At 59.1% G+C, this 19,318-nt stretch carries 13 protein-coding genes; 5 read left to right on the top strand and 8 right to left on the bottom strand.

The window, feature by feature from the left end:
- Positions 1–14: 14 nt before the first annotated feature.
- Together AAF463_RS02475 and AAF463_RS02480 are read right to left on the bottom strand one after the other, a co-directional pair.
- Entirely contained in the window at positions 15–1,631 is a 1,617-nt protein-coding gene (locus AAF463_RS02475; RefSeq protein ID WP_350261467.1) for a (2,3-dihydroxybenzoyl)adenylate synthase, read from the bottom strand.
- A 10-nt stretch (positions 1,632–1,641) separates the two neighbouring features.
- Positions 1,642–2,823, bottom strand: coding sequence for an isochorismate synthase (locus AAF463_RS02480; RefSeq protein ID WP_350261468.1), 1,182 nt, complete (start codon positions 2,821–2,823; stop codon positions 1,642–1,644).
- A 176-nt stretch (positions 2,824–2,999) separates the two neighbouring features.
- On the opposite strand from AAF463_RS02480, the gene fepB reads away from it, so the two are divergent.
- Positions 3,000–3,965: a Fe2+-enterobactin ABC transporter substrate-binding protein gene (gene fepB, locus AAF463_RS02485; RefSeq protein ID WP_210080947.1), complete on the top strand. Its 966-nt coding sequence runs from the start codon at positions 3,000–3,002 to the stop codon at positions 3,963–3,965.
- On the opposite strand, the gene entS is transcribed toward fepB, so the two are convergent.
- Entirely contained in the window at positions 3,960–5,210 is a 1,251-nt protein-coding gene (gene entS / locus AAF463_RS02490; RefSeq protein ID WP_192412528.1) for an enterobactin transporter EntS, read from the bottom strand. The genes fepB and entS overlap by 6 nt on opposite strands.
- A 141-nt stretch (positions 5,211–5,351) precedes the next feature.
- Here entS and fepD point away from each other — a divergent pair, with 141 nt between their 5' ends.
- Genes fepD through AAF463_RS02505 form a run of 3 tightly spaced genes read left to right on the top strand, consistent with a single transcriptional unit; the run spans position 5,352 to position 8,115 of the window.
- Positions 5,352–6,341, top strand: a complete 990-nt coding sequence (gene fepD / locus AAF463_RS02495; RefSeq protein ID WP_192235870.1) for a Fe(3+)-siderophore ABC transporter permease — start codon at positions 5,352–5,354, stop codon at positions 6,339–6,341.
- Positions 6,338–7,321 (top strand): iron-enterobactin ABC transporter permease, encoded by a 984-nt coding sequence (gene fepG, locus AAF463_RS02500; protein WP_277974444.1) that lies wholly within the window; start codon positions 6,338–6,340, stop codon positions 7,319–7,321. The genes fepD and fepG overlap by 4 nt, the downstream gene beginning before the upstream one ends.
- Complete coding sequence (locus AAF463_RS02505; RefSeq protein ID WP_350261469.1) at positions 7,318–8,115, top strand: ATP-binding cassette domain-containing protein; 798 nt, start codon at positions 7,318–7,320, stop codon at positions 8,113–8,115. The genes fepG and AAF463_RS02505 overlap by 4 nt, the downstream gene beginning before the upstream one ends.
- Before the next feature lie 175 nt (positions 8,116–8,290).
- Here AAF463_RS02505 and AAF463_RS02510 read toward each other — a convergent pair whose 3' ends face one another.
- Both AAF463_RS02510 and fes read right to left on the bottom strand, forming a co-directional pair.
- Entirely contained in the window at positions 8,291–12,202 is a 3,912-nt protein-coding gene (locus AAF463_RS02510) for an enterobactin synthase subunit F (RefSeq protein WP_350261470.1), read from the bottom strand.
- Positions 12,187–13,416 (bottom strand): enterochelin esterase, encoded by a 1,230-nt coding sequence (gene fes / locus AAF463_RS02515; RefSeq protein WP_350261471.1) that lies wholly within the window; start codon positions 13,414–13,416, stop codon positions 12,187–12,189. The genes AAF463_RS02510 and fes overlap by 16 nt, the downstream gene beginning before the upstream one ends.
- Positions 13,417–13,675: 259 nt before the next feature.
- Here fes and AAF463_RS02520 point away from each other — a divergent pair, with 259 nt between their 5' ends.
- Positions 13,676–15,946, top strand: a complete 2,271-nt coding sequence (locus tag AAF463_RS02520) for a TonB-dependent siderophore receptor (RefSeq protein WP_350261472.1) — start codon at positions 13,676–13,678, stop codon at positions 15,944–15,946.
- Positions 15,947–15,952: 6 nt separating this feature from the next.
- On the opposite strand, the gene pmrB is transcribed toward AAF463_RS02520, so the two are convergent.
- From pmrB to dacB, 3 genes are read right to left on the bottom strand one after another with little or no spacing between them, the layout of a single operon-like run.
- Positions 15,953–17,014, bottom strand: coding sequence for a two-component system sensor histidine kinase PmrB (gene pmrB / locus AAF463_RS02525; RefSeq protein WP_350261473.1), 1,062 nt, complete (start codon positions 17,012–17,014; stop codon positions 15,953–15,955).
- Positions 17,011–17,673 (bottom strand): two-component system response regulator PmrA, encoded by a 663-nt coding sequence (pmrA, locus tag AAF463_RS02530; RefSeq protein ID WP_101762257.1) that lies wholly within the window; start codon positions 17,671–17,673, stop codon positions 17,011–17,013. Before pmrA ends, pmrB begins: the two co-directional genes overlap by 4 nt.
- Entirely contained in the window at positions 17,673–19,106 is a 1,434-nt protein-coding gene (gene dacB / locus AAF463_RS02535) for a serine-type D-Ala-D-Ala carboxypeptidase (RefSeq protein ID WP_137386837.1), read from the bottom strand. Before dacB ends, pmrA begins: the two co-directional genes overlap by 1 nt.
- Between the last annotated feature and the right edge of the window lie 212 nt (positions 19,107–19,318).

A 19,318-nucleotide genomic window follows, 5' to 3' on the forward strand; every position in this document is an offset into this window, starting at 1 on the left:
ATCTCCGGAACAGGTCAGGCTTGCGCTTGTTGGTCGGCAAGCTGTTGGCGTAAACGTTTTTTATCCACCTTGCCGACAGGCGTCAGTGGCAGGGCATCGACGCAGGTAATACGGTCAGGTAATTTGAACTCGGCCACGCCCAGTTCTCGCAGGTGACGACGCAACGCCACCGCTTTGATCGGTTGGCTGGCAACGATAAAGGCGCAGCTCTTTTCACCCATCAATTCGTCGTTCATCGACACCAGCGCGGCGTGGATCACATCCGGATGGCGTTGCAGCAAGTTTTCGATCTCTTCCGCGGCGATCTTCTCGCCACCGCGATTGATCTGATCCTTTTCGCGCCCTTGCACGGTGATGTAGCCCTGCACGTCGATCTCAATCAGATCGCCCGAACAGTAAAACCCGTTGGCGTCGAAGCTGGCGGCGTTATGTTCCGGGCTCTTGTAGTAGCCACGGAAGGTGTAGGGGCCGCGCGTCATCAGGCGACCGATGGTGCCGGTTGGCAGCGCGTTGCCGTGCTCGTCAGCGACCCACACTTCGTCATCTTCAGAGATCGGGCGGCCTTGCGTGGTGAGAATGATGTTCTCATCGTCGCCAAAGCGCGTGTAGTTCACCAGACCTTCGGCCATGCCGAAAACCTGCTGCAGCTGACAGCCAATTTCACGCTGAATACGTGCCGCGAGGGTTTCGCCCAGCTTGGCGCCGCCCACCTGAATGCGTTGCAGCGAAGCCAGCTGTTTATTACTGCCCCATTCCTGAATCGCCTGTAGCCACAAACTCACCGCCGGCGGCACCAAACCGGTATCGGTGACCTGATGCTTCTCAATCAGCGGGAAGCAGAGCGTGGCGCTGGGATCGGCAGCCAGAATCACCTGACCACCGGCATAAAACACGCCGAGCGAACCCGGTGAGCTCATGGCAAAGTTATGCGGCGCGGGCAGGGCGATGAGATAGCGCGTATCGGCGGTCACCTGACAAATCTCATCACTGGCGCGAATGCTGTAGTAATAGTCGTTGTGGGTGCGCGGAATCAGCTTTGGCGTGCCGGTGCTGCCGCCGGAGAGCTGGAAAAACGCCACTTCATCAGCGGCGGTTGGTGTGGCGACGTAATCACCCGCGGCTTCCGCCATCAGCGCTTCCAGCGTATTTTCCGGCTGGTTGTCATTACGCAGAATCACCTGCTGCAGCGAAGGCTGCGCGGCGCACAGCGCGTTGATAAAGCTATCATCAGCAAACAGCGTGTGAGTGCGATCGGCAATCAGCAGTTTAGGTTCGATCTGCGCCGCATAGGCGCTTAGTTCGGTGCGCTGATGGCTGAACAGCGCAAATACTGACGCTACGCCGAGCTTAAACAGCGCAAATACCGTGACATAAAAATCGGCCACGTTGCCAAGCTGCACCAGCGCAGTATCGCCATTTTGCAGGCCACGACGCTGCAGCGCGGCGGCCAGGTTGCTGCTCAGCACGTCCATTTCGCGATAGCTGATCTGGCGATCGCCATCAATCACCGCGATGGCATCATTATGCTGATGACGCGCCAGAATGTCGGTCATCGGCACATCCAGCCAGTAACCTTTTTCGCGATAGCGCGCAGCCAGGTCGTCCGGCCAGCGAGTATAGGGAATGCTCATGTTCTTTCCTTTATTGCAGTCCAAAGGCGCGCAACATGGTATCCAGCTTCACGCCGGTTTCACGCCATTCTGATTCGGGTTGTGAGTCGGCCACGATGCCCGCACCGGCAAACAGGCGCACCCGCGTGCCATGCACGGTGCCGCAGCGGATGATGACCACCCATTCGCCATTGCCCTGGCTATCGCACCAGCCGACGATGCCGCCAAATAGTTGGCGATCAAAAGGTTCCAGCTGCTGAATAAGCTGCTGCGCGCGCTGATGGGGGAAACCGCTCAACGCAGGCGTCGGGTGCAGCAGGCAGGCCAGCGACAGCGCATTTTCGCGCTCATCCTGCACTTCGCCGTCGATTTGCGTGGCGAGATGCCACAGCGTGGCGGTGGTAATCAGCGACGGAATGGTCGGCACCGACAGCAAACGGCTGCGCGGCTGCAAGGTGTCGCGCATCGCGTCGGTCACCAGTTTGTGCTCATGACGATCTTTGCCGGAATCCATCAGCGTATCGCCAGCGGCACGATCCTGCTGGGCATCATCGTGATTGCGCCGCGCTGAGCCCGCCAGCGGACAAGAGCTAAAATCGCGCCCCTGTTTGCGCAGCATCAGCTCCGGACTGGCACCAATCAGCGCACCGCCTTGCGGCAGCGGCAGATGGAAATGGTAGCTGTTGGGGTTCTGCGCAATGACGCGCTGCATCAGCGCTGCGGTATCAACCGGCTGTTCGGTAACGATATCCATCAGACGCGACAGCACCACTTTATCCAGATCGCCGCGCTGCGTGGCCGCCACCGCATCTGCCACCATCGTGGTAAACACATCGTGATCCGGCACTGCGGTGCGACGTCGCACCTGCGGCAGATCGCTGACGTTTTCCGGCAACGCGTTTTGCAGGTCAGCGCGATTAAACGTCTGATAGGATTCAGGAATAAACAGCGCGGCGGGCTGGCTGACGTCAAACGGGATCGCCCCGACCAGAATCGGATTGTCGATGCCCTGTTTTTTCGCCGCGGCAAAATGCTGACGTAACTGTTGTTGGAAATCACCGTCCAGCGACGCGGCGTCATCTACCGGCGCGGTAACGGTGGTATAGCATCCTTGCGTTGCCAAACTACGCCACGGCGAGGTAAAGAGGAAACCACGGCTTAGCGCGGAATAATCCTTCAGCCAGGCATTTTCAAACGTGGAAGATTCCACCATAATTTTCACCTATAAATGATAAGATTATTAAGAATGATTATCATTTTTATTATGGGCCTGTAACCTACGTCGATTGGGCAAAAGTGTCAATCCATTCGCGGGATTTCAGCTGCGTTTAGCCGTAATCAGGCGCTGACGCTCAGCAGGGCAATATGCTAAAAAGTGGACCAAAACTTATGAATAAATGCGGTTTTTGGGGCATTGCAGCCCTTATAGGTGTTTTCCAGATTTTCACCAGCGTCGCTCATGCCGAACAAGGTTGGCCGCGCACCGTTCAGGGTGCCAACGGATCGATCACGCTCAATCACGCGCCGCAGCGCATTGTCTCGACCAGCGTCACGCTGACCGGATCGCTGCTGGCCATTGATGCGCCGGTGATTGCTTCCGGCGCGACTGCGCCGAACAGTCGCCTGGCCGACGATCAGGGTTTCTTCCGCCAGTGGAGCGATGTTGCCAAAAAGCAACATCTTCAACGCCTGTACATCGGTGAGCCGAATGCCGAAGCGGTTGCCGCGCAAGCGCCGGATCTGATTATCGTCAGCGCCACCGGCAACGATTCTGCCATCAAGCTCGCCGAACAGTTTTCGGCTATTGCACCGACGCTGGTGGTCAATTACGACGACAAAAGCTGGCAGGAGGTCGTCACGCAGTTAGGCCAGGCGACCGGGCATGAAGCGCAGGCGGCGCAACGTATTAAAGCTTTCGACGATCGTGAAGCGGCGCTGAAAAAAGCCATCACGCTGCCACCGCAGCCGGTCTCCGCCATGGTATGGAACGGCGGCGGACGCGCAGTCAATGTGTGGACCGCGGCTTCGGCGCAGGGCAAGCTGCTGGAACAACTTGGCTTCACCCTGGCAACGCCACCGGCGACGGTTGAGCAGGGACACAGCATGGGACAGCGCAAAGACATCATTCAGCTGTCAGGCGAAAACGTTGCCAGCGGCCTGACCGGTAAAACCTTCCTGCTGTTCGCCGCTGACGATAAAACCACGCAATCGGTGTTGAACAATCCGTTCCTTGCACAAAACGCGGCGGTGCAGGGCAAGCAGGTTTACGAGCTGGGCGTCGATTCCTTCCGTCTTGATTACTACAGCGCCAGCAATCTGCTGGCGCGCCTGGAGAAGCTGTTCGTTAAATCATGATGCCTGTTCCGTCAGCTCCGGTGCTGGCGGATGGTAACGACGTAAACGGCCCATCACCCACCACATCACGATGCCGAGCAGCGCCGCCGTAAAGCCAAATACCGCGGCGGCCTGCGGTGGCAGCAGCCATGAACCCATCGCACCAATCACCGCCGCACCAATCGCATCGCCGGTCACGTTCTGCGCGGTCCACAAGCCGTTGATGCGGCCTAACAGATGATCTGGCGTTAATGCCTGAATCATCGCGTACTGCACCAGGCTGTTGATGGCGCTGAAGTAACCGAAAGCGACTAAACAGGCTAACGCCAGCGGCAGGTTCGGCATCTGGCTAAACAAACCCAACGCGACAAACGCTGCAATCGCACTGCCGAGCACCAGCTGTCCGGGACGCGCGGCGTGTTTCAGTTTACCGCTGGTGAACGCGCCGATAGCTGCGCCGAGCGGCACGGCGGCATACATCAGGCCAAGCTGGTCAGCGCTCACTGACCAATGCGGCGCAAGCGACGGATAGAGCACGCGCACCGCGCTGGCCAGCGTGACTAATGCGCCAATCAGCGCCACCATGCCGACAATCGGGCTGGCGAAAAGAAACTGCACGCCAGCGGCGAGGGATTTCAGCGGATGTTCACGCGGTTGTGGCGGCGGCGGCAAAGTGGGCAATTTCAGCAGCGTTAACACGGTAAGTAAGGTGCCAAAGGCAGCGAGTGCGTAGTTCCACGTCACGCCGCCGTGAGCAATCACCAGACCAGCAATCGCGGGCGATAAAATGGAGCCGAAGCGCACCGTCAACATGGTGATAGCGCCCGCCTGCATAATGTTTTCCCTACCGACCAGCGCGGGCGTCGCCGCCAGCAGCGCGGTGACGCCAATCGCGCCGAAAAAACCATCCCAGAAACCCAGCAGATAAACCGCGATCAGAGAGGGTTCTGGCAGCGCGGCGTTAATCGCCAGCGCGATAAAACCTAAGCCGCAGGTGGATCGGGCAAACAAAATCAGCTTTTTGCGTTCATGGCGATCCGCCAAAACGCCGCCGGTGAGCAGGCCGATAAACATGCCGGCAGCGGCCAGCGTCACCGCCAAGCCCACCAGCAGCGGTGAATGGGTCATGTGCTGAATCTGCACCGGCACCGCCACAGCGAGCATGCCGAGCGCGACAATCGAGATAAAACGCGCGATAAACACCGCGCGAAAAGCCGGGTGAGTTTTCAGCAGCGAGAGATCGATAAAGTGGGAAGATTTGTTCATGTGTTCGCCTTATTGCACCAATTTTCCTCATCGTCCGCGAGGCGAGTCATGGTAACATAGCTAAACGCGAGTAATAACGATAACCATTATCAAGTTACATCGCGCATGCGACGACGTTGAACAGTGAAGGTTTAGAACGCTATGCGCCAGATTCGTGCATTAGCAGGCTCAGGGATTCTGCTCTTGCTCCTCATTGCGCTCAGCTTAATGCTGGGGGCAAAATCAATACCGCTTCCCGATGTTTATCATTCGCTTACCACCTCCTGTCACAGCGCGGAGTGCGTCATCGTGCGTGACGCGCGCCTGCCGCGTACGCTGGCCGGTTTGCTGGCGGGCGTGGCGCTCGGCCTCGCTGGTGCGTTGATGCAGAGCCTGACGCGCAATCCGCTGGCCGATCCCGGCATTCTTGGCGTCAACGCCGGAGCAGGTTTCGCGGTGGTGATTGGCATTGCGCTGTTCGGTGCTGACTCGCCGGTGGATTGGCTCGGCTTCGCCTTTGGCGGCGCGCTGCTGGCGTCCGTGCTGGTGGCGATGACCGGCGCGATTGGCGGCGGGCGCGTCAATCCGGTGCGTCTGACGCTGGCCGGCGTGGCGCTGGGCGCGGTGCTGGAAGGATTAACTTCTGGCCTGTCGCTGCTCAATCCCGACATCTACGATCATCTGCGCTTCTGGCACAGCGGCTCGCTGGATATTCGCAATTTCACTACGCTGCGCACGCTGTTCCCAGCAGTGCTGATCGGCAGTGTGGTCGCCATTGCGCTATCGCAGGCGCTGAACAGTTTGAGTATGGGTGGCGACATGGCGACCGCGCTCGGTACGCGGGTGGCGCGCACCCAACTGCTGGGCCTGCTGGCGATTGCGCTGCTGTGCGGCGCAGCCACGGCGGCGGTGGGCCCGATTGCGTTTGTCGGTTTGATGACGCCGCACTTTGCCCGCTGGCTGGTGGGCAACGATCACCGCTGGATGCTGCCTGCGACCGCGCTGATCACGCCGATTTTGCTGCTCGCCGCCGATATCCTTGGCCGCCTGCTGGTGGCGGGCGAGCTGCGGGTTTCCATCGTCACGGCGATGCTCGGTGCGCCGATGCTGATTGTGCTGGTGCGCCGTAAATTGGGCCGGGGTGCACTATGACGCGTCGTGTCGGGTTACATACGCTTTGGCTGCTGTGCGCCTGCGCTCTGCTTGCTTATCTGGCGATGACGCGCGGCGCATTGCCGATCAGCGGTGATCAAATCTGGCAAATTCTGCTCGGGCAGGGCGCCAGCAACGTCAAACTGATCGTGCTGGAATGGCGCTTGCCGCGCGTGCTAATGGCGCTGCTGATTGGTGCGGCGTTAGGCATCAGCGGCGCAATTTTCCAGTCGCTGCTGCGTAATCCGCTTGGCAGCCCGGACATTCTCGGTTTCAACACCGGCGCTTACAGCGGCGTGCTGGTGGCGCTGGTGCTATTTAATCAAAGCGTCACGGCGATGACCGGCGCAGCGTTGATTGGCGGCATCGCCACGGCGGCGCTGGTCTATCTGTTTGCCTGGCGCAACGGCGTAGAGACCTTCCGGCTGATTATCGTCGGCATCAGCGTGCGCGCGCTGCTGATGGCGTTGAATTCCTGGCTGATTATCAGCGCCTCGCTGGAGTCGGCGCTGAGTGCGGGCTTGTGGAGCGCCGGATCGCTCAACGGCATTACCTGGGCAAAAACGCCGCCGGTGATTGCGGTGCTGCTGCTGGCGTTACTGTTGATGGCGCTGCTGGCGCGGCGGATGCGTTTGCTGGAGATGGGCGACGATACCGCCTGCGCGCTTGGCGTGCCGGTGGAGCGCAGCCGCATGTGGCTGATGCTGATTGGCGTGGTGCTCACGGCGGCGTCAACCGCGCTGGTCGGGCCGATTTCGTTTGTCGCGCTGCTGGCGCCGCAGATTGCCCGTCGTCTTGGCGGCGGCGTTAAAGGTGCCTTGCCGCTGGCGGCGCTGTGCGGCGCGCTGTTGCTGATTGCCGCAGACTTCGCCGCGCAGCATCTGTTCCTGCCTTATCAATTACCGGTTGGCGTGATAACCGTCATTCTCGGTGGACTTTATCTGATCGCTTTACTGGTGCGGGAGGCGCGACGCCAATGACCGATATCCCTTCACGTCTGCGCGGCGATAGCCTGACGCTGGGCTATGACAAAAAGGTGGTGGCAGAGAATCTGTCAGTGACGATTCCGCAAGGTGAGCTGACGGTGATTATCGGCCCTAACGCCTGCGGAAAATCGACGCTGCTGCGCACGTTGAGTCGCTTGCATACGCCGTTAAAAGGTGAGGTGTTGCTGGATGGCGCGGCCATTGCCAGCTATCCCACCAAAGAAGTGGCGAGGCGTTTGGGTTTGCTGCCGCAAAGTTCCAACGCGCCGGCGGGCATCAGCGTCACCGAGCTGGTGGCGCGCGGACGTTATCCGCATCAGGCGCTGTTTGGACGCTGGCGTGCGGAAGATGAAGTGGCGGTGCAGAACGCGATGCGCGCCACCGGCGTGGCCGATTTGGCCCAGCAGTCGGTGGATACGTTATCGGGCGGTCAGCGTCAGCGCGTGTGGATTGCCATGGTGCTGGCGCAGGAAACGCCGCTGCTGCTGCTGGATGAACCGACCACCTGGCTGGATATCACCCATCAAATTGAGCTGCTGGAATTGATGCAGGAGCTGAATCAACAGCATGGGCGAACGCTGGTGGTGGTGCTGCACGATCTTAATCACGCTTGTCGCTATGCCACGCATTTGATTGCGATGCGTGACGGCAGGATTGTCGCCGAAGGGAAGCCGTCGGAGATCGTGACGCCCGCGTTGATCGAGCAGGTGTATGGCTTGCGCTGCGTGATTGTGGACGATCCGGTGGCGCATACGCCGATGATTGTGCCGCTGGGGCGCGGGGGATAATTAAACACGGTGCGCGCGGGCCCTCATCCCAGCCTTCTCACGCAAGCGGGAGAAGGGGCCGACCCAGCTTGTATGTTACACCCGTTACCACACCTAAACATTCCCTCTCCCGTCAGCGGCTCCTGATTGTTTCCTCTCCCGCTTGCGGGAGAGGGTTAGGGTGAGGGAAAGATCGCTATCCCAACAACCGCTGCAACAACGGCCCAATCTGCTCAAACATCTGCGGTGAAATGATCTCCACGTGGGCGCAATCCATCGGCCACACTTCCAGTTCACCAACATACGGTGCCCAGGCGCGGCGCGCATCTTGTCCTGGCTGCTGCGTCTGTTCGGCGAGGAACAGCGTGGCGCGACCGTTGAAACGCGCGCTGCGTGCGGTCGCCAGCAGGCGCACCGAACTGGCGTAGTTGGCCTCGATGGTATCGAACATCGCGCGCATCTCTTCACCGGCCTGATGGCGCTGCGCGGCGATAAACTGCTCGCGCTCGCGGTTCACCTCTTCCAGCACCGCCGGATCCAGCACGTTCTCGCCGCGTTTCTCATCCCAGTTTTGCGTTTCTGGTGGCCAGGTATCCAGCAGGCCGAGGAACGCCACCTCTTCACCGGCCGCTTCCAGCCGTGCCGCGATGCCCTGCGCCAGGGTTCCGCCAAGCGAATAGCCGAGGAAATAGTAAGGTCCGTGCGGCTGCACGTCGCGCAGGGTTTGCAGATGGGCGTCGCACACGTCATCCAGATGCGCGCTTTGGTTCAGCGGGCTGCTGATATCCGGCGACTGAATGCCGACCAGCGACCAGCGCTCATCGAGATAACGCTGCAGGATGCTGAATTGCCAGGCAAACCCTGACGCCGGATGGAAGCAGAACAGCGTTGGTCCGTTGCCCTGACGCAGCGGCAGCACCGCTTCGAAACCGGCTTGCTGATGGGATTGCGTATCACTGAGCAGCGTTGCCAGCTTCTCCACCGTTGAGGCCACCATGATTTGTCCCACCGACACCGGCTGTTGCAGCTCACGGCGCAGCTGCGCCGCTAAGCGCATCGCCAGCAGCGAATGGCCGCCGAGGGCGAAAAAGTCATCCTGCGCGCTGATTTCCTCGCGCGCCAGCAGCTGACAGAAAGCGTTTGCCAGCGTGGTTTCCAGCCCAGCGTGCGGTGCACGTCCCGCACTGGCGCCGGCGGATGCGGGCAACGGCAGCGCTTTGCGATCCAGCTTGCCATTGCTGCTGAGCGGGAAGGCATCGAGCTGCACAATGGCTACCGGCACCATATGCGCGGGCAAGCGTTGCGCCAGCGCCTGACGCAGCGCGTCGCGATCAACCGGCTGCCCGGCAATCACGTAACCGACCAGCTGACGCGCATCACCTTGCGCTGCCGTGCCGCCAAGCACCACCGCGTGTGTGACCGCCTGCTCAATGCCGGGCTGCGCGCTGAGCACATGATCGATCTCATTCAGTTCGATACGCTGACCGCGAATCTTCAGCTGATCGTCGCTGCGACCGAGATATTCCACCGCGCCGTTATCCAGCCAGCGCGCCACGTCGCCGGTGAGATACATGCGCTCGCCGGGCATGAAAGGATCGGCGATAAAGCGGCTGGCGGTGAGATCGGGACGGCCGAGATAGCCATGCGCCAGCTGCACGCCGGTTAAGTAGAGATCGCCCGCCACGCCCGGCGGCACCGGCTGCATGCGGGCATCAAGGATGCGCAGGCCGGTATTCCACACCGGGAAACCAATCGGCACGCTGGCACCTTCGACGGCGGCCAGGGCAGCACCAAACGCCGGATACCAGCTGACATCCACCGCCGCTTCGGTTGGGCCATACAGATTGTGCAGCGGCACGCGCGTCAGTTTTTCCCACTCGCGCGATAAATCCGTCGGCAGCGCTTCACCGCTGCAGAACACGTTACGCAGGCTGGCGCAGCGGGCAATCGCCGCTTGATCGTCCAGCGCCGCGACAAAGGCCGCCAGCATCGAGGGAACGAAATGCGTGGTGGTGACTTGGTAGCGGGCAAACAGCTGCTGCAGCGCTTCCGGGTCGCGATGGGCTTCTGGCGGTGCCATCACCAACTGCGCACCGACCAGCAGCGGCCAGAAGAATTCCCACACCGAAACGTCGAAGCTGCTCGGCGTTTTTTGCAGCACCACGTCATCGGCTTGCAGCGGATAGCGATCCTGCATCCACAACAGGCGATTGACGATGGCTTCATGCCCCACCAGCACGCCTTTAGGGCGACCGGTCGAACCTGAGGTGTAAATGATATAGGCGCCATCCTGCGGCGTCGGCGCGCTGGCCGGCTGCGGTGCATGGGCATTGTGATACAGCACATCAAAATGCAGTTGATTGACCGACGCGATGGCGCTGAAACGTGCGCTGAGCGCTGCGCAGGTGATCAGCGTTTTTGGCGCGGCGTCTTCCAGCATCAGCTGTAAGCGGTCATCCGGATAACCTGTATCGAGCGGCAAATAGGCAGCGCCGAGCGAAACAATCGCCTGTAGCGCCAGGGATAGCTGCACTGAACGCGGCAGCGCCACGGCGACAATATCGCCACGCTGCACGCCGGCGGCGCTGAGATCGGCGGCCAGCGCAAACACCTGCTGTTGCATCGAGCGATAGCTAAGCTGATGCTGCGCATCGGCTAGCGCCGGTGCATCGGGGGTGCGTGCCGCCTGCTGCGCTAACAGTGACGCCAGCGTTTCTGCTGGCAGCGGATAGGCGGTTTGGTTGATCGCGGCAATCTGCGCATGCTCTTCGGCAGTGAGCAGATCGAGTTCGCCGCACGGCCGCTGCGGCTGTTGCGCCAGCTGATCGAGCAGCAGGGCAAAGCGGCTGGCATGACGCTGCAAAGTTTGTTCGCTATAGCGTTCGGCATTGGCCAGCAGCTCCAGCGTCAGTTCACCGTGCTCGCTGATGTAAATGGCGATCTCCAGATCGCGCACCGGCCCGGACGCCAGTTGATGGGTGATGCCTTCCACGCCAGCGAAATCGAGCTGGTAATCAAACATCTTCAGGTTGATCACTGGACCGTACAGCGGATCGCCATCGCCGAGGCGGCCGAGATCGCGCTGCACCTGTTCGGCGTCATAGCGCTGATGACGACGCATCTTTTTCACTTCAACCGCCAGCTGGGCGGCGAGCGCGCCGATCGGCTGCGTCGGATCGTAATGGATTGCCATCGGCAATACGTTGATCACCGGACCGGTGGCGCACAAGGCGGCCGAGCCTATGCGGCGCATAAAGATGAAGCCAGCGGCAAAGTCGTTTTGCCCGCTGAGACGCGCCAGCCACAGCGCCACCAGCGCAAAGGCGAGATCGGCCGCGCTGGCGTGCGGTTGCTGCTGCACCAGCGTCTGGAAAGTGCTGCGATCCAGCGTAACGCTATGGCGCAGCAGATCGGTGCTGGCATGTTGTCCGGCGAGCGGCAGCGGCGAGAGCGAAGCCGGTGAGGGCAGCGCCGCGCCTTTTTCGCGCCAGAACTGGCTGTCACGCATAAAGGAGGAGGATTCGCGGTAGCGCTGATACTCGTCCACCACTTCGCTAAACGGAATAAACGGCGTCGGTTGAGCGGCTTGCTGGCGTACGGCCGCGCTGTAGAGATTGGCGATGCGGCGCGTCAGCGCGGTAAAGCTGAAGCCATCCACCACCAAATGATGATAGCGCTGATACCAAAACCAATGCTGATCGTCGAGACGGAACAGGCGGTGATGCCACAGCTTTGCGCCGCTCAATACGCGCAGATCGCCATTCATGTCGTCACGCATCAGCGCGCGCGCTTTAGCGGGCGCATCGGCCTCCGCGCGCAAATCGACAATCTGCGGCAGGCTAAAGGCGTGTGGCTGCGGCCACTGCAACGCTTCGCCTTCCACCTCACCAAAGGCCATATTCAGCGTGTCGGCTTCCTGCATGCCCGCAACGATCGCCTTCGCCAACAGGGCGCTATCAATCTCACCGCGCAGTTCGACAAAATGCGCCACCGCGTAAGCGTTGTGGTGAGGTGACAGCTGATCGGCAATCCAGATGCCGGGCTGTGCCGCGACTAACGGCAAGGTTTGTTGGTCGGTCATAGGCTTATTCATCAGGGATTCGGACATGGATGCTCCGGTTTGCTCCACAGCGCTTGCAGGCCATTCAGCAGGCCGCCGCGCCAACAGAGCGCGTCATGGCCGCCTTCCACCGGCAGGTAATTCACCTGATAGCCGGCAGCGCTAAGCTGCTGTTGAAGTTGTTGATTAGCTTGCAGAATCAAGCCTTCGCGTTTGCCCGCTTCGAGCCAGAAACGCAGCGGTTGACGCGGTGCAAGACCGTTATCCAGCGCCTGCAGCAGCCAGCCGTGCGGATTGCCGCGTTCCGGCCACCAGAAGGAGCCCGATAAGCTGAGCGCGTTGCCAAAGGTTTCCGGCCAGTGCAGCGCGGCAAATACCGACGCCAGGCCGCCAAAGCTTTGTCCGGCGACGATGGTACTGTCCGCCTGCTGGCGATAAGGCGTTGATTGTGCAACTTGCGGTAACAGTTCTTGCTGAATGGCTTGCCAAAACTGCGCGTTACACGGCAGCTCGCGGCTGCGGTGTTCGCGGTCAATGATATCGATAAACAGATACACCGCTGGCGGCAAAGAACCGGCATCAGTGAGCTGCTGCAGCGGTCCGGCAATCGGCATGCTGTGCGCCCAGAATTGCCCGTCAAGCATGATGGCCAGCGGACGCTGTGCGGGATTGGCTGCGCCGGTGGTGTAAATCCACACCTTGCGGCTGTTGCCTAATAGCGCGCTATCCCATTGTTGCTGTTGCAGTTCAATGGTTGGCGCTGTGCCGTTATCCACCGCTTGCCACAGCTGTTGATCGGGCGCGTGAGGCAAATGCAGCGGCGAGACGCCCATGCCGCGACCACCGGACCAGCCACGTAAGCTGTTCAAAGGATCGGCCTGCGCCGTCGGGAATTTGTCGCGCCACCAGTTGCGCAGCGTGGACATGTCGGCAACGCCAGTGAAGTCCGTGGCCTGTTCATCGGGCATCAAACAGTAACTGCCGCGCCAGTTGGCGGGCAGCGAGGTCTGCCAATACCAGACGTTGGTGCCCGCCACACGCATTAACGACTGCGGCGGGCGGCGCTGGTGGTGATCGGTCACGCCGGTAATGTTAATCCACACGCGCTGGGTCGACGATTGCGTCTCGTCGCCTTGCGGGTCACGCCAGAAGAAGGTGACCTGACATTGGCCATCGTCTGCTAACTCAATGCGGGGAATGCCTTGGGATTGTTGCGCCTGCCACCAGGCCGCACTGCCGGTTACATCATTTCGCCAGGTCATAGGGCTGCCAGTCGGTGTTTACGCGGAGATTTACATAAGCCTGATGAATAATACTATTGATAATAATTTGCATTTGCAATAGGGTGACTGCGCTCAAAAATGAGCACGCCTGTTCCGCCAGAGGCTTACCGTTCGGTAAGGTTGCGCTACGGATGGTTTGAAGGGTCTGGAACTGGGCGCGATATGGACAGGGATCTTCTCACCGGCTCGCCAGTTAAGCATTCAACGGCTTTTTGCTGGCCATCCAGGAACGTATAAAATGAAAAATTACTCACGGTTATCGTTAGCCATTCTGATTGAACTGGGGCTCAGCGCCTCACTGCTTTCCAGCAGCGCCTGGGCAGCAGAGACTTCCTCCAGCAAAACCTCTGCCAGCACGACTGACGCACAATCAATGGACGGCGGCACCTTGATGGTCACCGCGCAGCAGCAGAACCTGCAAGCGCCGGGCGTCTCAACCATTACCGCCGACGAAATCAAAAAACATCCGCCCGCGCGTGATGTGTCTGAAATTATCCGTACCATGCCAGGCGTTAACCTGACAGGCAACTCCACCAGCGGCCAGCGCGGTAACAATCGCCAGATCGATATTCGTGGTATGGGCCCGGAAAACACCTTGATCATGGTGGACGGCATGCCGATCACCAGCCGCAACTCGGTGCGCCTTGGCTGGCGTGGCGAGCGTGATACGCGTGGCGACACCAACTGGGTGCCGCCGGAGATGATCGATCACATCGACGTGATTCGCGGACCGGCGGCGGTGCGTTACGGTAACGGCGCGGCGGGCGGTGTGGTGAATATCATCACCAAAAAACAGACCGATCAGCAGTGGCACGGTTCCTGGAACACCTATTACAACGTGCCGGAACATAAAGCGGAAGGCGCCACTAAGCGCACTAACTTCAGTCTCGAAGGGCCGCTGGGCGATGATTTCAATTTCCGTTTGTACGGTGGTTTAGCCAAAACCCAGGCCGATGCCTATGACATCAACGAAGGGCATGCGGCGGCGCGCACCGGTAGCTATGCGGGCAGCTATCCGGCGGGTCGTGAAGGTTCAGTTAATAAATATATCAATGCCTTGCTGAGCTGGGCGTTTGCACCGATGCAGACGCTGGAGCTGCAGGCCGGTTACAGCCGTCAGGGCAACCTGTATGCGGGTGATACGCAGAACACCAACACCAGCGCGCTGGTGAAAAGTCTGTACGGTGATGAAACTAACCGCCTGTATCGCCAGAACGTCTCATTGAAATGGACCGGCGCATGGGATAACGGCGTCAGCACCAATACCTACGCGCGCTATGAGAAAACCCGCAACTCGCGCATCAATGAAGGTTTGGCCGGCGGCACCGAAGGCATCTTCTCTAACAGCGGTTTCAACACCATTCAGCTGGATGACGTGCTGCTGCATAGCGAAGTCAGCATTCCGTTTGAGCTGCTGTTTAACCAAACGGCGACGCTGGGTACCGAATGGAACCAGCAGCGCATGAAGGATGGCTCTTCCAACACGCAGGCGGCGAGCTACGGTTCGGTGCCGGGCATCGATAACACCGGTCGCAGCCCGTATTCCCAGGCAGAGATTTTCTCACTGTTTGCGGAAGACAACATGGAGCTGACCGACAGCACCATGCTGACGCCAAGCCTGCGTTTCGATCATCACTCGATTGTTGGCAATAACTGGAGCCCGTCGCTCAACCTGTCACAAGGTTTGGGCGATGACTTCACGCTGAAGATGGGGATTGGTCGCGCCTATAAAGCGCCGAGCCTGTATCAGACCAACCCGAACTACTTGTTGTACAGCAACGGTCAGGGTTGTGCGGCCAGCACCGGCGCCTGTTATCTGCAGGGTAACAGCGACCTGAAAGCGGAAAACAGCATCAATAAAGAGATTGGTCTGGAGTGGAAACACGAAGGTTATCAGGCCGGTTTAACCTGGTTCCGCAACGATTATCGCAACAAGATCGAAGCCGGTTACTCGCCAGTGAGCAAAGCATCCAATGGCACCACAGATATTTATAAGTGGGAAAACGTACCGAAAGCGGTGGTGGAAGGGCTGGAAGGCACCGTCAACGTGCCGTTCTCCGACAGCGTGATGTGGAATAACAACTTCACCTATATGCTGCAGAGTAAGAACAAAGAGACCGGCGATCGTTTATCGGTGATTCCGGAATACACGCTGAATTCGACGCTGAGCTGGCAGGCGACGCAGGATCTGTCGCTGCAAACCACGCTGACCTGGTACGGCACGCAGACGCCGAAGAAGTATGATTACAAAGGGAATCTTTCGACCGGCAGCGCAACGGATAAAGTAAGTCCTTACTCAATTATCGGTATGAGCGGTACCTACGATATCAACAAGTACGCCAGCGTCACGGTGGGCATCGATAACCTGTTCGATAAACGTCACTATCGCGAAGGTAATGCGCAAACCACCGGTAACGCTAACACCAACTCTTATCTGTATGGAGCGGGTGCGAATACCTACAACGAATCCGGCCGTACTTACTTTATGAGCCTGAATACCCACTTCTAACGGCGCTTAGCCAATCAGTTGATGTGGTAAATAGCAGCGGGCAATCAGCCCGCTGCGATCTTCACGGTTCACCAGCTCCAGCCTGCCGCGATGCATCTGCACGATGCGCAGCACGATATTCAAACCCAAACCGCTGCCGCCATAACGCTGATCGCGACGACGAAACGCCTGTGTTAGCTCTTCCGCAGCGGCGGCTTCAATACCCGGGCCCTGATCCCACACTTCGATAATCACCTGCTGCTGGTCCTGCTGCATCTTCACCACGACTTCGCTGCCTTCCGGGCTGTAGCGCGAGGCGTTTTCCAGCAGATTGCGCAGCATCAGGCGCAGCAGTACCGCTTCACCTTGCTGCGGCACATCGTCGTTCTGCGGCCAGTGCAGGATTTGTTGACGCTGTTGATACAGCTCGGTCATTTCTGGCTCCAGCGGCTGCATGATGTCCTGTTGCCACTGCAACTGCTGATAGTGACCGCCCGCCAGCGCTTGCCCGGCGCGCGATAACATCAACAGCTGTTCCACGGTGTGCATCAACTGATCGATACGTTCAATTAGCATCTCGCTCTGCGGCACGTTCTGCTGGTGGAGCAGCTCGAGATGCAGGCGCAATCCGGCCAGCGGCGTGCGCAGCTCGTGCGCCGCATCGGCAGTGAACAGGCGTTCCTGCTGCAACGTGTGATCGAGGCGTGAAAACAGTTGGTTGATCGAGGTGGTTACCGCCACGATCTCATCCATTTCGGAGTAGATCGGCAACGGTGTCAGATTATCCGCTGAACGATGCGCAAGGCTGTCCTGCAGCGATTTCAGCGGACGAATAATCCAGTTAATCGCCCAAAACGACAGCAGCAAAGTGAGGGCGACCATGACTAAGGAAGGCAGCAGCAACGAGGCAATGGCTTCACGGATCTCGTTTTCTACCCGATCGTTACGCGCCTGCGCAGAGAGCGTTTCGTTGACTAAAAAACTGATCTGCTCGCGGCTTTCATGCCAGAGCCAGATGGCGCTCATCACCTGACAGGTGAGGAGAATCAGCGCCAGCATAATCAATAACCGCTGACGCATGCTGTTCATTCGCGGATTTCCAGACGGTAACCGACGCCGCGCACGGTTTTTATGCGATCTTTCCCGAGCTTGCGACGCAAATTGTGGATGTGAACTTCGAGAGTGTTGGAGCCGGGATCGTCATTCCAGCTGTAGAGATCCTGTTGCAGCGTTTCGCGGTGTACGTTTTGCCCCACGCGCATCAGTAAGCGGGTGAGCAGTGCGAACTCTTTGGGCGTGATCTCCAGCGGCTGATCTTCCAGCAGAACCTGTTGTGAACTGAGATTGAGTGTCAGATCGCCCTGTTGCAGCAGGTTATCGCTGTGGCCCTGATAACGGCGGATGAGCGCCCGCACGCGTGCCTGCAGTTCAACCAATGCAAACGGCTTCACCAGATAATCGTCAGCGCCGGCATCCAGACCATCAACGCGATCCTCCAGCGCATCGCGCGCCGTGAGGATCAGTACCGGCACCGCAATGCCGTCGCGTCGCCATTGTCGCAGCAGTGATGCGCCATCGCGATCCGGCAAGCCGAGATCGAGCACGATCAGGCTGTACTGACCGCTACGCAGCAGCGCGTTGCTCTCTGCGGCGGTACTGGCGCAGTCGATGGCGTAGCCTTGCGAGCTTAATGCCTGCGCGAGGCCCGATTGCAACAGCGCATCATCTTCAACGATTAGCAGTTTCATCAGTTGTTCTTGTTGATATCCGTATAGAGGCGGCTCTCAAAACGTACCAGCGGAATGCGGCGCGTTTTCTGATTTTCCGGCGGTACCGCGTAACCGGACAGGAACTGGACAAAGGCGACGCGCGCGCCGCTGGAGGTGGTGATGAATCCTGCCAGATTATAGACGCCCTGCAGCGAACCGGTTTTCGCCGAGACTTTGCCATCCAGCCCTGCTTCATGCAGACCGCCGCGATATTGCAGCGTGCCGTCGTAACCGGCCAGCGGCAGCATCGAAATGTAATTCAGCGTCGAATCATTTTTCGCAATGTATTGCAGCACTTGCATCATGGTCTCTGGCGCGATCAGGTCATGACGCGACAGCCCGGAACCATCAACCTGAATGCTGTTGCCGAGATCGACCCCGGCTTTTTCGCGCAGAATACGACGTACCGCATCTGAACCCGCGCGGAAGGTGCCCGGCACATTGAAGTAATGATGGCCTATGGTGCGGAACACGGTGTCGGCAATCATGTTGTCCGACTTCTTCAGCATAGTGTGCAGCAGCGTGTGCAGCGGCGCTGATTGCGTTGAAGCCAACACGGTACCCGGCGACGTCACTTGCGCCTGGCGAACCAGATGACCGCTGTAATCAATATCGGCGGCGCGCAGTTCGGCTTTAAGTATCTCACCGGCCCACGCAGCACCATCCTGCACGGCAAAGGCCAGCGGTAGCGGCTCTGAACGTTGACGCATGCAGCCGGTTAAGGTGTAACGATTGAGCTCGCCTGGCACCACATCCAGCTCGCAATATTGTCCGTCACCGCTGTTGCGGCCAATGGTGCGCACCTGACTAAACATGTGGGCCGGATAATAGGAGGCGATACGCACAAAGGCGTTTTCGCCCGGCGTATTGGCGCTATACAGCGACACGGAGAAACAGTTTTTATCGACGATGGCCGCTGCCGGTGGCGCACTAAAGCACTGCGTCAAATCGTTCCACGGCCAGCCTGGCGCCATATCGTGGCTGGCGAACACCGAAGTGTCGATCACCAGATTGCCCTTAATATGGGTGATGCCCTGTTTTTTCAGCGCTGTGACCATGTTGCGCAGATCCTGGCGGCTCAGCGTAGGATCGCCGCCAAATCGTGCCACTAAATCGCCATTCAGGGTGCCGTCATTGACCGCTCCTTTGGTTTCCATGGTGGTCTGGAAACGAAAATCGGGCCCGAGCTCTAATAAAGCCGCCAGCGCTGTCACCACTTTCATGGTGCTGGCCGGTAACGCCATCTGTTTGCCGTGATAATCGATTATCGGGGTGGATGCGCCCACTTTTTGTACCATCAGCGCCAGGTTTGCGCCGTCTGGCAAATACTGCATGTATTCTTCAACGGGAGCTGCTTGTGCCTGCAGCATAAACGCACAGGTTAATCCGGTAACAAGTCGTGAAAATCGCATAATCTCGCGGTAACTGACGGGTGAGGGCGTCAATACTACGTCCCCGGACGGTGCAAAGTAAACGATGACCCACAGGGAACTCTGGGGTAAAATACGTATCAAAATGCAAAACCGAACCTGACCCGGAAAGCTTTCCGGGTCAGGCTTCTTTTGCTTGTGAAAAGAGGTAACGCGCTGCAGAAGCTATTTTCTGCTGTCACCGGTCAGGATGA

The sequence above is a fragment of the Pantoea sp. BJ2 genome (genome assembly GCF_040255075.1).
Classification (GTDB): domain Bacteria; phylum Pseudomonadota; class Gammaproteobacteria; order Enterobacterales; family Enterobacteriaceae; genus Pantoea; species Pantoea leporis.